Consider the following 13,696-nt stretch of genomic DNA (forward strand, 5'->3'; position numbering starts at 1 on the left):
TCCCAGGAAAGCCAGGCGTCCGAGTGAGAGGCTGCATCGCAAGGAGTTTAGATGAGTGCCGATAACGCCTACGCGGTCGAGCTGAAGGGAGTCTCCTTCAAGCGCGGTGCGCGCAGCATTTTCAATAACGTCGATATCCGCATCCCGCGCGGCAAGGTCACCGGCATCATGGGGCCTTCCGGGTGTGGCAAGACCACGCTGCTGCGGTTGATGGGCGCACAATTGCGCCCAACCAGCGGCGAAGTCTGGGTCAACGGCCAGAACCTGCCGAAGTTGTCGCGCAGCGATCTGTTCGATGCGCGCAAGCACATGGGCGTGCTGTTCCAGAGCGGCGCACTGTTCACCGACCTCGATGTTTTCGAGAACGTCGCTTTTCCCCTGCGCGTTCATACCGAGTTGCCGGAAGAAATGATCCGCGACATCGTCCTGCTCAAATTGCAGGCGGTCGGTCTGCGCGGTGCCATCGAGTTGATGCCCGATGAGCTGTCCGGTGGCATGAAACGTCGCGTTGCGCTGGCCCGGGCGATTGCGCTCGACCCGCAGATCCTCATGTACGACGAGCCGTTCGTCGGCCAGGACCCGATCGCCATGGGCGTGCTGGTACGCCTGATCCGTCTGCTCAACGATGCACTGGGGATCACCAGTATCGTGGTTTCCCACGATCTGGCCGAAACCGCGAGCATTGCCGACTACATCTATGTAGTGGGCGATGGCCAGGTGCTGGGGCAGGGCACGCCGGACGAATTGATGAATTCGGACGAGCCGCGTATCCGTCAGTTCATGACCGGCGATCCCGATGGCCCGGTGCCGTACCATTTTCCAGCGACGGATTACCGCGCAGATCTTCTGGGGAAGCGCTGATGCGCAGATTTTCATTAATAGAACGCGTACGCCGGTTCGGCGAGTCGGCGATCGACGCCGTCGCGGTGTTCGGCCGCGCGACACTGTTCCTGTTCCATGCCTTGCTCGGCCGTGGTGGAATCAGCGGCGGCTTCGGTCTGCTGGTCAAGCAGCTGCATTCGGTCGGCGTAATGTCGCTGGTGATCATCGTCGTTTCCGGCATTTTCATCGGCATGGTTCTGGCGCTGCAGGGTTTCAGTATTCTCTCCAGCTACGGTTCGGAGCAGGCAGTGGGTCAGATGGTGGCCTTGACCCTGCTGCGTGAACTCGGCCCGGTAGTGACGGCGCTGTTGTTCGCCGGACGTGCCGGCTCGGCATTGACCGCAGAAATCGGCAACATGAAATCCACCGAACAGCTTTCCAGCCTGGAAATGATCGGTGTCGACCCGCTCAAGTACATTATTGCTCCGCGGCTGTGGGCAGGCTTCATTTCCCTGCCGGTGCTGGCGATGATTTTCAGCGTGGTAGGCATCTGGGGCGGTTCGTGGGTAGCTGTCGACTGGCTGGGCGTGTATGAAGGTTCCTACTGGGCGAACATGCAGAACAGCGTGAACTTCACCAGTGACGTGCTTAACGGCGTCATCAAAAGTATCGTTTTCGCCTTTGTCGTGACCTGGATCGCCGTATTCCAAGGCTATGACTGTGAGCCCACTTCCGAGGGGATCAGTCGTGCCACTACCAAGACCGTGGTATTTGCCTCGCTGGCAGTGCTCGGCCTGGACTTTATTCTGACCGCTTTGATGTTTGGAGATTTCTGATGCAAAACCGCACCCTGGAAATCGGTGTCGGCCTGTTCCTGCTGGCAGGGATCCTGGCTTTGCTGCTGCTTGCTTTGCGGGTCAGTGGCCTGTCTCCGACGTCGACCACCGACTCCTATAAGCTGTATGCGTACTTCGACAATATCGCCGGTTTGACGGTCAGATCCAAAGTGACCATGGCCGGTGTGACCATCGGCAAGGTCACGGCAATCGATCTGGACCGCGACAGCTTCACCGGTCGGGTGACCCTGCAAGTGGATAAAAAGGTCGACAATCTGCCGACTGACTCCACAGCGTCTATCCTGACCGCTGGTCTGCTGGGCGAGAAGTACATCGGTATCAGTGTCGGCGGGGAAGACAAGCCGCTGAAGGATGGCGGAACCATCCATGACACGCAGTCGTCTCTGGTACTGGAAGACCTGATCGGTAAATTCCTGCTCAATACCGTTAGCAAAGACGCCAAATGAGGAGCTTTTGAATGATCTCTACCTTGCGACGTGGCCTGTTGGTGTTGCTCGCGGCATTGCCACTGATGGGTAACGCTGTGGCGGCACAATCGGCGCATGATCTGGTTCAGGACACCACGAACCGGATGCTTGCCAATCTGTCCGCCAATAAAGAGAAGTACAAGCAGGATCCAACTGATTTCTACGCGGCGCTCAACAGCATCGTCGGGCCAGTAGTGGATGCCGAAGGCATTTCCAAGAGCATCATGACGGTCAAGTATTCGCGCAAGGCCACGCCTGCGCAGATGCAGACCTTCCAGGAAAACTTCAAACGCGGCCTGTTCCAGTTCTACGGTAACGCCTTGCTCGAGTACAACAACCAGGGCATTACCGTCGATCCTGCCAAGGATGAGTCGGGCGATCGCACCAGCGTCGGCATGACCGTCAAAGGCTCCAGCGGTGCGATCTATCCTGTGCAGTACACGCTGGAGAAGATCGACGGCGAGTGGAAACTGCGCAATGTGATCATCAACGGCATCAACATCGGCAAGCTGTTCCGTGATCAGTTCGCTGACGCGATGCAGCGCAATGGCAATGACCTGGACAAGACCATCAACAATTGGGCAGGTGAAGTGGCCAAAGCCAAAGAGTCCACCGAAAAGAACCAAGCGCAATGAATGAGGCCGCTGTTCGTATGAGTGATGTCGACGAGCTATTGCTCAGCGGAGTGCTGGATTACCGCACCGGGCCTGACCTGCGCAAGGAAGGTCAGGCACTGATCAAGTCCAGCAAAGCGGCGTCGCTGGTGATCGATTGTTCGGCGGTGAAGAAATCCAGCAGCGTCGGTTTGTCGTTGCTGCTGTGCTTCATGCGCGATGCCCACGCGGCCGGCAAGGCTGTGAGCATCCGCGCGATGCCCGAAGACATGCGCGAAATCGCCCAGGTCAGTGAGCTGACCGAGCTGTTGGCGCACCCCTGAACCCGCATCTGTAAAGAAGCCCCCCGTCAGAGTCCTGCCATGCGGGGTTCGCAGGCGCGGGGCTTTTTTGTATGATGTCCGACCCGTGCGCACAGGGCGCCGATTGAGGTTGAGCATGCAGGCCGTAGAAGTGAAGAGCTTCCTTGAAGGAAAGCTGCCCCGAACGTTGGTAGAAGTTGAGGGCGAAGGCTGCAATTTCCAGCTGAACGTGATTAGCGATGAACTGGCGGCGTTGAGCCCGGTGAAGCGTCAGCAGCAGATCTATGCCCATTTGAACCCATGGATCACCGATGGCAGCATCCATGCGGTCACTATGAAATTTTTCAGCAGCGCGGCCTGGGCCGAGCGCACCTGAGCCTAAGGGCGTCGAGATTCTTATGGATAAATTGATTATTACCGGTGGCGCTCGTCTTGATGGCGAGATCCGCATTTCCGGGGCAAAGAACTCTGCCCTGCCGATCCTGGCTGCCACGCTGCTGTGCGATGGCCCGGTGACCGTTGGCAACCTGCCGCACCTGCATGACATCACCACCATGATCGAGCTGTTCGGTCGCATGGGCATTGAGCCGGTGATCGACGAGAAACTCAGCGTCGAAATCGATCCGCGCACCATCAAGACCCTGATCGCGCCGTACGAACTGGTGAAAACCATGCGTGCGTCGATCCTGGTACTGGGCCCGATGGTTGCTCGTTTCGGTGAAGCCGAAGTCGCCCTGCCTGGCGGTTGCGCCATCGGTTCGCGTCCGGTCGACCTGCACATCCGTGGCCTCGAAGCCATGGGCGCGGTCATCGACGTCGAAGGCGGCTACATCAAGGCCAAGGCGCCTGAAGGTGGCCTGCGCGGTGCAAGCTTCTTCTTCGATACCGTCAGCGTGACCGGTACCGAGAACATCATGATGGCTGCTGCTCTGGCCAAGGGCCGCAGCGTCCTGCAGAACGCCGCCCGCGAGCCTGAAGTGGTTGACCTGGCGAACTTCCTCAACGCCATGGGCGCCAAAGTGTCCGGCGCCGGTACCGACACCATCACCATCGATGGCGTCGAGCGTCTGGGTTCGTGCTTCTACAAAGTCATGCCTGACCGTATCGAAACCGGCACCTACCTGGTCGCTGCTGCCGTGACCGGTGGCCGCGTCAAGGTCAAGGACACCGATCCGACCATCCTTGAAGCGGTCCTGGATAAACTCCGTGAAGCCGGCGCAGAAATCACCTGCGGTGAAGACTGGATCGAGCTGAACATGCACGGCAAGCGTCCGAAAGCAGTGAACGTGCGCACCGCGCCGTACCCGGCTTTCCCGACTGACATGCAGGCACAGTTCATCTCGCTCAACGCCATTGCCGAAGGCACCGGTGCGGTGATCGAGACGATCTTCGAAAACCGTTTCATGCACGTGTACGAACTGCACCGCATGGGCGCCAAGATCCAGGTCGAAGGCAACACTGCCATCGTTACCGGTACTGAAGTCCTGAAAGGCGCGCCAGTGATGGCTACCGACCTGCGTGCTTCGGCAAGCCTGGTGATCTCGGCACTGGTTGCCGAAGGCGATACGCTGATCGACCGCATCTACCACATCGACCGTGGTTACGAGTGCATCGAAGAAAAACTGCAGATGCTGGGCGCCAAGATCCGTCGCGTTCCGGGCTGATTGCTGGATTGGGACACAGGGACGTGTCCACTGAGTTTAAGAGTCGAGCCGGTTTCCGGCTCGATGTGTGTCCGGCGCCGATTGCGACCGGACATGAGTACCTTGATAAGGACTGACGTTTCCCATGTTGACCATCGCACTGTCCAAGGGCCGCATCCTTGACGACACCCTGCCGCTTCTCGCCGAAGCGGGCATCGTGCCGACCGAGAATCCGGACAAGAGCCGCAAGCTGATCATCCCCACGACGCAGGACGACGTTCGTCTGCTGATCGTGCGCGCCACCGATGTGCCGACCTATGTCGAGCATGGCGCGGCCGATTTGGGCGTTGCCGGTAAAGACGTGTTGATGGAATACACCGGTCAGGGCCTCTACGAGCCACTGGACCTGCAGATTGCCCAGTGCAAACTGATGACCGCCGGCAAGATCGGCGCGCCAGAGCCCAAGGGCCGTCTGCGTGTGGCGACCAAATTCGTCAACGTCGCCAAGCGTTACTACGCCGAGCAGGGCCGTCAGGTCGACATCATCAAGCTCTATGGCTCAATGGAGCTGGCACCGCTGATCGGTCTCGCCGACAAGATCATCGACGTGGTCGACACCGGCAACACTCTGCGCGCCAACGGCCTGGAGCCTCAGGAACTGATCGCCACGATCAGCTCGCGCCTGGTGGTCAACAAGGCTTCGATGAAAATGCAACACGCTCGAATCCAGGCGTTGATCGATACCCTGCGCAACGCAGTGGAATCGCGACACCGCGGCTGATTTACCTGCGCGACCCCAGGTCGCGCCGTCTATCCGCCTCATAGCCAGAATTCTCAGGTGCCTAAGCGGATCGAATGATAGTTTCGGGCGCCTGAGTTTTTGCCATTCCTATGAGGCTCTCGCTATGACCGCAACGACTGCAATTCGCCGACTCAACGCTGCTGACCCGGATTTCGCGCATCATCTGGATCATCTGCTGAGCTGGGAAAGTGTGTCTGACGACTCGGTCAATCAGCGGGTGCTGGACATCATCAAGGCTGTGCGCGAACGCGGTGACGCAGCGCTGGTCGAGTTCACCGAGAAGTTCGACGGCCTCGAAGTCGCTTCGATGGCTGACCTGATCCTGCCGCGCGAGCGCCTGGAACTGGCGCTGACGCGGATTACCGTGGCACAGCGCGAAGCCCTGGAAAAAGCTGCGGCCCGCGTGCGCAGCTACCACGAGAAACAGAAACAGGATTCGTGGAGCTACACCGAAGCCGACGGCACTGTGCTCGGCCAGAAGGTCACGCCGCTGGATCGCGCCGGTCTGTACGTGCCGGGCGGCAAGGCGTCGTACCCGTCGTCGGTGTTGATGAACGCGATTCCGGCCAAGGTCGCCGGCGTAACCGAAGTGGTCATGGTCGTGCCGACCCCGCGCGGTGAAATCAACGAACTGGTGTTGGCGGCTGCGTGCATCGCCGGCGTTGACCGGGTGTTCACCATCGGTGGCGCGCAAGCCGTCGCAGCGCTGGCTTATGGCACCGAAAGCGTGCCGAAAGTCGATAAGGTGGTGGGTCCGGGCAACATTTATGTCGCCACGGCCAAGCGTCACGTCTTCGGTCAGGTCGGCATCGACATGATCGCCGGCCCTTCGGAAATTCTCGTGGTGTGCGACGGCCAGACCGATCCGGACTGGATCGCCATGGACCTGTTCTCGCAAGCCGAGCACGACGAAGACGCGCAGGCGATTCTGGTCAGCCCGGACGCCGAGTTCCTCGACAAGGTCGCGGCGAGCATCGACAAACTGCTGCCGACCATGGACCGCGCGACCATCATCGAAACCTCGATCAATGGTCGTGGTGCGCTGATTCACGTGAAGGACATGGCGCAAGCCATCGACGTCGCCAACCGCATCGCCCCGGAACACTTGGAGCTGTCGGTCGCTGACCCGCAAGCCTGGCTGCCGCAGATCCGCCACGCCGGCGCAATCTTCATGGGCCGTCACACCTCCGAAGCGCTGGGCGACTACTGCGCAGGGCCGAACCACGTGCTGCCGACTTCCGGCACCGCGCGGTTCTCGTCGCCGCTGGGCGTGTACGACTTCCAGAAGCGTTCGTCGATCATCTTCTGCTCCGAGGCCGGTGCTTCCGAGTTGGGTAAAACGGCATCGGTACTGGCACGTGGCGAATCGCTGAGTGCGCACGCACGCAGCGCCGAATACCGCATCAAAGACGCAGACTTTCTAAAAGGGCAGGGGAACTGAGCGATGAGTAAATTCTGGAGCCCGTTCGTCAAGGATCTGGTGCCGTACGTGCCGGGCGAACAGCCGAAGCTGACCAAACTGGTCAAGCTCAACACCAATGAAAACCCCTACGGCCCATCGCCAAAAGCCCTGGCGGCGATGCAGGTTGAGTTGAATGACAACCTGCGTCTGTACCCGGATCCGAACAGCGATCTGCTGAAAACAGCGGTCGCCCAGTATTACGGCGTGCAGAGCAATCAGGTGTTCCTCGGCAACGGTTCGGACGAAGTGCTCGCGCATATTTTCCACGGTTTGCTGCAGCATGATCAGCCGCTGCTGTTCCCGGACATCAGCTACAGCTTCTATCCGGTTTATTGCGGTTTGTATGGCATCAAGTTCGACGCAGTGCCGCTGGACGCGCAGTTCCAGATCGACCCGGCCGACTACGCCAAGCCGAATGGCGGGATCATCTTCCCTAACCCGAACGCACCGACCGGTTGCCTGCTGGCGCTGGATGCAGTCGAGCAAATCCTCAAGGCCAACCCGGATTCAGTTGTGGTTGTTGATGAGGCGTACATCGACTTTGGCGGCGATACGGCGATCAGTCTGGTCGATCGTTATCCGAACCTGCTGGTGACGCAGACGCTGTCCAAGTCGCGTTCGTTGGCGGGTTTGCGCGTTGGTCTGGCGGTGGGGCATCCGGATCTTATCGAAGCGCTGGAGCGGATCAAGAACAGCTTTAACTCGTATCCGCTGGATCGTCTGGCGATTGTCGGTGCTGCTGCTGCGTTCGAAGATCGCGAGTATTTCGCCAAGACCTGCCGATTGGTGATCGAGAGCCGTGAGTGGGTGATCGCGCAGTTGCAGGCCAAGGGTTTTGAAGTGCTGCCGTCGGCGGCGAATTTCATTTTTGCGCGGCACCCGCAGCATGATGCGGCGGGACTTGCGGCCAAGTTGCGCGAGCAAGGCGTGATTGTGCGGCACTTCAAGCAACAGCGGATTGCGCAGTTCCTGCGGATTTCGATTGGCACGCCGGAGCAGAATCAGGCGTTGATCGACGGCCTGGGTGAGCTTTAAAGGCAAGAGCCCCTCACCCTAACCCTCTCCCAAAGGGAGAGGGGACTGATTGGGGGATGCTGTTGAATTGCACTGACCTGATGCTGCTTTACCGAATCCATAATCGACTCGGTCTTTCAGGTCGATGTACCTCACAAGACAACTCGGTCGGCTCCCACTCCCAAAGGGAGAGGGGACTGATTGGGGGATGCTGTTGAATTGCACCGACCTGATTCTGCTTTACCGAATCCATAATCGACTCGGTCTTTCAGGTCGATGTACCTCACAAGACAACTCGGTCGGCTCCCACTTCCAAAGGGAGAGGGGACTGATTGGGGGATGCTGTTGAATTGCACCGACCTGATTCTGCTTTACCGAATCCATAATCGACCCGGTCTTTCAGGTCGATGTACCTCACAAGACAACTCGGTCGGCTCCCTCTCCCTCCGGGAGAGGGCTGGGCGGGCGGCGTTTCCGATGAGGGTATGCTCTTATTCGTGATGCGGCTCGCCAAGGAATGTCAGCGAGCTGAACAGCCCACGACTATTCACATCAACACTGTCCTTCACCGAAACCTCAACCTGCGCCGCAATCACATTCAACCCTTCATTCCTGACCAACACCTGCGCCCGGCCATCCTTGTCAGTTTCGGTGCTCAGCGTGTTCGGCGCGCTGCGATAGTCGCCGATCAACTTCACCCCCGCCGCCGGTTTGCCGTCGAGCAACACCCGCACCGGCAATGACTTGCCCGGCCCCACGGTCAACGGATCAACCTCCGGCAGAATCAGCAATTTGAGTTGATCGAGCTTGGGCAACTTCGCTCCCGGCTGGTAAATCGCCAGGCTGTATTTGAACGTCTCGGTCGCCTCGACAGCGCCCGGCACTTTGCTGCGGCCCTGGTTGATCCACTTCTTGTCAGCGGTTTGCGACCACTTGCCATTGTTCAGTGCCACGGCCATCACTGCGGGCGACTTCAGCGGCTTCAAACGGGCGTGATCCGCCAGACGCTCGAGGCTGACCGGAATCATCTTGCCGCCCACATCGTAGGCCCAGGCACCGCTGATTTTCTGTGCCTTGAAGGCGTTGTCTTCGGCGCCATGGCCGTAGATCACTTCGATATTGCCACGGCGTTGTTCGGTCCAAAGGCCATGGGCCGAGACCTGGCCGGCGAACAGCGCGGCGATGAGCACAAGGGTTTTGCCGTATTGCATGGGGGACTTCCTTTTACAGGTTGAGAGTCAGGCTGACGGTGAAATTGCGCGGCTCGCCTGGGTTGACCCAGTAGTTGCTGTAGGAGCGCTCGTAGTATTTTTCGTCGAAGACGTTGTTCAGATTCAGGCCGACGGTGACGTTGTCGCTGGCCTTGTAGTGAGCCAGCAGGTCGACGGTTTGATACGCCGGCAATTCAAAATCGCTACCGGATTCACCGGAGCGGTCGCCGACATACGTGAACGCCGCGCCGACATCCGAGCCACGCAAACGCCCATCCTGAAACTCATACACCCCGAGCAGACTGCCGCTGCGTTTGGCCACGCCGAGGATGCGGCTGCCGGTGGGAATCACCGTGTCACCCTGGGTGACTTCGGCGTCGATGTAGGCAAAGGCGCCGATGACGCGTACCGCATCGGTGACTTGCCCGGTGACCTGCCAATCGAAACCGCGACTGCGCGCCTTGCCCATCGCACGGCTGGTGTCGGTGGCCGGATCGAGGGCGAGGACGTTTTCCTTGTCGATGTGGAAGAAGGCGAGGGTGCTGCTCAGGCGGTCGTCGAACAGTTCGCTCTTGATCCCGATTTCGTAGCCGACACCTTCTTCCGGGTCGAAGGATTTGCCGGACGCGTCGAGGCCATTGTTCGGTTTGAACGAGGTCGAGGCATTGGCAAACAGCCCGGTTTCTGGCGTCAGTTGATAGAGCAGGCCGGCACGTTGGGTGAGGGCGTCATGACGCTGGTTGCTCGTTGCGTTGCGACTGTGGTCGTCGATGTGTTGATCAAAATGCTCGAAGCGCGCACCGATCATCCCGCGCAGTTTGTCGGTGAAGATGATTTGGTCCTGCAGATTCAGCGCATGGCTTTCGACGTGTTCGAACGTGTCAGTGCCCGAGCGTGCGCCGTTGGGTTTCGCCTGACCGTAGATCTGTTTGTAGATGTCGATGGCGTAAGGGCCGCCGGCGATGCTGGTGACACGCTCGTTTTTGCGGAAGTTTTCGTATTCGCTGCCGATCAGCAGTTCGTGTTGCCACGGGCCGAGGTCGAACAGACCGCGCAGCTCGAGCTGGGTGATGCTGTCGTGCCAACGGGTATCGCGTTCGCGATAGCGACGGTTGTCGGTGCGGTCATCAGCGCTCAGTGGGCGGTTTTCCGAGGCGTAACCCCAGAGTTTGCCTTCCTTGTAATGACTGGCCAGGCGCAGCTTCCAGCTGTCGTTGAGGTGATGTTCCAACATGGCCTGAAGCAGATTGTTGTGGTTGTCGATGTTGCCGTCGTTGGGTTCGCCAAGGAAAGTCGAGCGCGAAACGCCGCTCCACTTGTTGTTTGGCGCGACGATGCCGCGATCGAACGTGGAGCTGTGACGGACGATCTCGCTTTCCACCAGCAGCGAGGTATCCGGATTCAACTGCCAGCTGATCGAAGGTGCGACGAACACGCGGTGACTGTCGACGTGATCGCGAAAGCTGTGGTTGTCCTCGATTGCCAGGTTAACCCGCGAGAGTACATTGCCCTGATCATCCAGCGGCGTGTTGACGTCCAGCGCGCTGCGATAGCGATCCCAACTGCCGGCGCTGGTTTGCAGGGTGGTGAAGGCTTCGGCTTGCGGCTTCTTGGTGACGATATTCACCGTGCCGCCAGGATCGCCTCGACCATACAGACTGGCGGCCGGGCCTTTGAGCACTTCGATGCGCTCGATATTGGCCGCATCCGGTGTGCTCGGGTAGCCGCGATTAGCGCTGAAACCGTCCTTATAGAACTCCGAAGTGGTGAAGCCGCGCACGCTGTATTCGTAAAGCGTCAGGCCGCCGAAGTTGTTTTGCTTCGACACGCCGCCAGCGAAATCCAGTGCGCGCTCGACGCTGCTGCTGCCCAGATCCTTGAACACGCTGGCCGGCACCACGCTGATCGCCTGCGGAATATCGCGGATCGCGGTGTCGGTTTTGGTCGCGCTGGACGAACGCGTGGCGCGATAGCCCTTGACCGGGCCGGTCGGCGATTCGTAGTCGGAAATGACGCTGATGGCGTCGAGTTCGAGGGGTTCGGGTTCTTCGGCGAAAGCTGGATCGACCAGCAGGCCAAGGCTCAGGCCGAGCAGCGAGGCCTTTGTTCGAGATGACATGTTATGTTGTTCCAATTCTTAGAATTGAAACAATATAACATGCCTGTTGAGAATGTCTTTTATTCGCGCGCTTGGCGCGAAAAAAGTCTTACTCTTCTTTTTCCTGCACCGGCGCCGGTGGCGGGCGCAAGCCGATTTCAGCGCTCAGCTTCAACTCTTTGCCGTTGCGCATCACCTGAATCGTCACCTTGTCGGTCGGTTTGATCCGCGCGACCTGGTTCATCGAACGGCGACCATCACCGGCCGGCTCGCCATCAATGCTCAGAATCACGTCACCCAATTGCAGGCCCGCCTTCTGCGCAGGGCCATCGCGGAAGATCCCCGCAACCACAATCCCCGGACGCCCGGACAAACCGAACGACTCGGCCAGTTCCTGTGTCAGCGGTTGTACTTCAATGCCCAGCCAGCCACGAATCACCTGGCCGTGCTCGATGATCGACTTCATGACTTCCATCGCCAGTTTCACCGGGATGGCAAAACCGATGCCCTGCGAGCCGCCGGACTTGGAGAAGATCGCCGTGTTGATGCCGGTCAGGTTGCCGTTGGCATCGACCAGCGCGCCGCCGGAGTTGCCCGGGTTGATCGCCGCGTCGGTCTGGATGAAGTCTTCGTAGTTGTTCAAGCCCAACTGGTTACGCCCCGTGGCGCTGATGATGCCCATGGTTACGGTCTGGCCAACACCGAACGGGTTGCCGATGGCCAGCGCAACGTCGCCGATACGAATGTTGTCGGAGCGGCCGACGGTGATCGCCGGCAGGCTTTTCAGGTCAATCTTCAAGACCGCAAGATCGGTTTCCGGGTCGCTGCCGATGACGCGGGCGAGGGTTTCGCGACCGTCTTTCAGGGCGACCACAATCTGATCGGCACCGCTGGTCACGTGGTTGTTGGTGAGGATGTAGCCTTCCGGGCTCATGATCACGCCGGAACCAAGGCTCGACTCCATGCGTTTCTGCTTCGGCGAGTTGTCACCGAAGAAGCGCCGGAATTGTGGATCTTCGAACAACGGATGCGCCGGTTTGTTGATGACTTTGGTGGTGTACAGGTTGACCACCGATGGCGCCGCGATGGTCACCGCGTCGGCATAGGACACCGGGCCCTGCTGCACGCTGGTGGTTTGCGGCGCCTGTTGCAGGTTGACGTCGAGGCTCGGCAGCCCGACCCACTGCGGGTAACGCTGAATAATCAACAGAGCGATAAGCACGCCGGCCAACAGCGGCCAGCCCATAAAACGTAGCGCCTTGAACATTAAGCACGTCCTGGAAGAGTTGCAGGCGGGGTCAGACCGCCCATAATGTCGCGCATTATACGAGGCCGCGCGCGCCTCTGAACGGGATATTTAGGAGTCTTTCATGGCCGTTGCCCTCAGCACCCTCGTCGAAGAAGCCGACCGTTACCTTGGCAGTGCGAAAATTGCCGATTATTGCCCCAACGGCTTGCAGGTCGAAGGCCGTCCGCAGGTGATGCGCATTGTCAGCGGCGTCACCGCCAGTCAGGCCTTGCTGGATGCCGCCGTCGAGGCCGAGGCCGATCTGGTGCTGGTGCATCATGGTTATTTCTGGAAGGGCGAAAACCCGTGCATCACCGGCATGAAGCAGCGTCGACTGAAGACGCTGCTCAAGCACGACATCAGTCTGTTGGCCTATCACCTGCCGCTGGACCTGCACCCGGACGTTGGCAATAACGTGCAGCTGGCTCGCCAACTGGACATCACGGTGGAAGGGCCGCTGGATCCGGACAATCTTAAGATCGTTGGTCTGGTCGGTTCGCTGAAAGACCCGATGACCGCGCGCGATTTTGCCCGCAAGGTGCAGGAAGTCATGGGCCGCGAGCCACTTTTGATCGAGGGCAACCCGATGATCCGCCGGGTCGGCTGGTGCACCGGTGGCGGTCAGGGCTATATCGATCAGGCCGTCGCGGCGGGCGTCGATCTGTATCTCAGTGGTGAAGCGTCCGAGCAGACCTTCCACAGCGCCCGCGAAAACGACATCAGCTTCATCGCCGCCGGCCACCACGCCACCGAACGCTACGGCGTGCAGGCGCTAGGCGACTACCTGGCGAAACGCTTCGCCCTCGAACACATCTTCATCGACTGCCCAAACCCGATCTGACGAACACCGCTCCCCTGTGTAGGAGCTGCCGAAGGCTGCGATCTTTTGATCTTGTTTTTTAAAAGACCAGATCAAAAGATCGCAGCCTTCGGCAGCTCCTACAGGGGGCATCGCCCAAACGAGTGGGCATATTCATATACCCTTTCGATCTAGTTGGCGTCCTGATTAGAAGAGGCCGCTGTGCTAGGATTTCCCGCTCGAACACGGCCCGCTGGCCGTTCATAAGAAAGTTTTCGTGAGTAGCCATGGTCGACAAACTGACGCATCTGAAACAG

General features: G+C 59.3%; 14 protein-coding genes. 11 read left to right on the plus strand and 3 right to left on the minus strand.

Going from position 1 to position 13,696, the window contains the following annotated elements; translation table 11 throughout:
* The first annotated feature begins 51 nt into the window (after positions 1-51).
* The 10 genes from ACIPZE_RS27105 (at position 52) to hisC (ending at position 8,004) form a co-directional block, all read left to right on the plus strand.
* On the plus strand, positions 52-861 hold the full coding sequence (locus ACIPZE_RS27105; protein WP_129389183.1) for an ATP-binding cassette domain-containing protein: 810 nt from the start codon (positions 52-54) through the stop codon (positions 859-861).
* Positions 861-1,658 carry a lipid asymmetry maintenance ABC transporter permease subunit MlaE gene (gene mlaE, locus ACIPZE_RS27110; protein WP_129389185.1) on the plus strand — a complete coding sequence of 266 codons (798 nt, stop codon included), beginning with the start codon at positions 861-863 and terminating at the stop codon, positions 1,656-1,658. The genes ACIPZE_RS27105 and mlaE overlap by 1 nt, the downstream gene beginning before the upstream one ends.
* Positions 1,658-2,125 carry an outer membrane lipid asymmetry maintenance protein MlaD gene (gene mlaD, locus ACIPZE_RS27115; RefSeq protein WP_129389188.1) on the plus strand — a complete coding sequence of 156 codons (468 nt, stop codon included), beginning with the start codon at positions 1,658-1,660 and terminating at the stop codon, positions 2,123-2,125. Before mlaE ends, mlaD begins: the two co-directional genes overlap by 1 nt.
* A gap of 11 nt (positions 2,126-2,136) precedes the next feature.
* Positions 2,137-2,781: a phospholipid-binding protein MlaC gene (locus ACIPZE_RS27120; RefSeq protein ID WP_283437675.1), complete on the plus strand. Its 645-nt coding sequence runs from the start codon at positions 2,137-2,139 to the stop codon at positions 2,779-2,781.
* The gene (locus ACIPZE_RS27125; RefSeq protein WP_283437674.1) at positions 2,778-3,083 is read left to right on the plus strand and encodes a lipid asymmetry maintenance protein MlaB; all 306 of its coding nucleotides are present in this window, start codon (positions 2,778-2,780) and stop codon (positions 3,081-3,083) included. The genes ACIPZE_RS27120 and ACIPZE_RS27125 overlap by 4 nt, the downstream gene beginning before the upstream one ends.
* Before the next feature lie 115 nt (positions 3,084-3,198).
* Entirely contained in the window at positions 3,199-3,438 is a 240-nt protein-coding gene (locus tag ACIPZE_RS27130; protein ID WP_283437673.1) for a BolA family protein, read from the plus strand.
* A 22-nt stretch (positions 3,439-3,460) separates the two neighbouring features.
* The gene (gene murA / locus ACIPZE_RS27135; RefSeq protein ID WP_053117117.1) at positions 3,461-4,726 is read left to right on the plus strand and encodes a UDP-N-acetylglucosamine 1-carboxyvinyltransferase; all 1,266 of its coding nucleotides are present in this window, start codon (positions 3,461-3,463) and stop codon (positions 4,724-4,726) included.
* Positions 4,727-4,850: 124 nt separating this feature from the next.
* Entirely contained in the window at positions 4,851-5,486 is a 636-nt protein-coding gene (hisG, locus tag ACIPZE_RS27140) for an ATP phosphoribosyltransferase (RefSeq protein WP_007912384.1), read from the plus strand.
* A gap of 124 nt (positions 5,487-5,610) precedes the next feature.
* Complete coding sequence (hisD, locus tag ACIPZE_RS27145; RefSeq protein WP_283437672.1) at positions 5,611-6,948, plus strand: histidinol dehydrogenase; 1,338 nt, start codon at positions 5,611-5,613, stop codon at positions 6,946-6,948.
* Between the two features lie 3 nt (positions 6,949-6,951).
* The gene (gene hisC / locus ACIPZE_RS27150; protein WP_400776457.1) at positions 6,952-8,004 is read left to right on the plus strand and encodes a histidinol-phosphate transaminase; all 1,053 of its coding nucleotides are present in this window, start codon (positions 6,952-6,954) and stop codon (positions 8,002-8,004) included.
* A gap of 470 nt (positions 8,005-8,474) precedes the next feature.
* On the opposite strand, the gene ACIPZE_RS27155 is transcribed toward hisC, so the two are convergent.
* From ACIPZE_RS27155 to algW, 3 genes are all read right to left on the minus strand, one after another.
* Positions 8,475-9,194, minus strand: coding sequence for a DUF4198 domain-containing protein (locus tag ACIPZE_RS27155; RefSeq protein ID WP_400776459.1), 720 nt, complete (start codon positions 9,192-9,194; stop codon positions 8,475-8,477).
* A gap of 13 nt (positions 9,195-9,207) precedes the next feature.
* The gene (locus tag ACIPZE_RS27160) at positions 9,208-11,313 is read right to left on the minus strand and encodes a TonB-dependent siderophore receptor (RefSeq protein ID WP_400776460.1); all 2,106 of its coding nucleotides are present in this window, start codon (positions 11,311-11,313) and stop codon (positions 9,208-9,210) included.
* 88 nt (positions 11,314-11,401) lie between these two features.
* Positions 11,402-12,559 carry a Do family serine endopeptidase AlgW gene (gene algW / locus ACIPZE_RS27165; RefSeq protein ID WP_129389209.1) on the minus strand — a complete coding sequence of 386 codons (1,158 nt, stop codon included), beginning with the start codon at positions 12,557-12,559 and terminating at the stop codon, positions 11,402-11,404.
* Positions 12,560-12,662: 103 nt separating this feature from the next.
* Here algW and ACIPZE_RS27170 point away from each other — a divergent pair, with 103 nt between their 5' ends.
* Entirely contained in the window at positions 12,663-13,421 is a 759-nt protein-coding gene (locus tag ACIPZE_RS27170; protein ID WP_283437668.1) for a Nif3-like dinuclear metal center hexameric protein, read from the plus strand.
* Positions 13,422-13,696 lie beyond the last annotated feature (275 nt).

This window comes from Pseudomonas sp. NPDC089741, assembly GCF_044748825.1.
Taxonomy (GTDB): domain Bacteria; phylum Pseudomonadota; class Gammaproteobacteria; order Pseudomonadales; family Pseudomonadaceae; genus Aquipseudomonas; species Aquipseudomonas helmanticensis.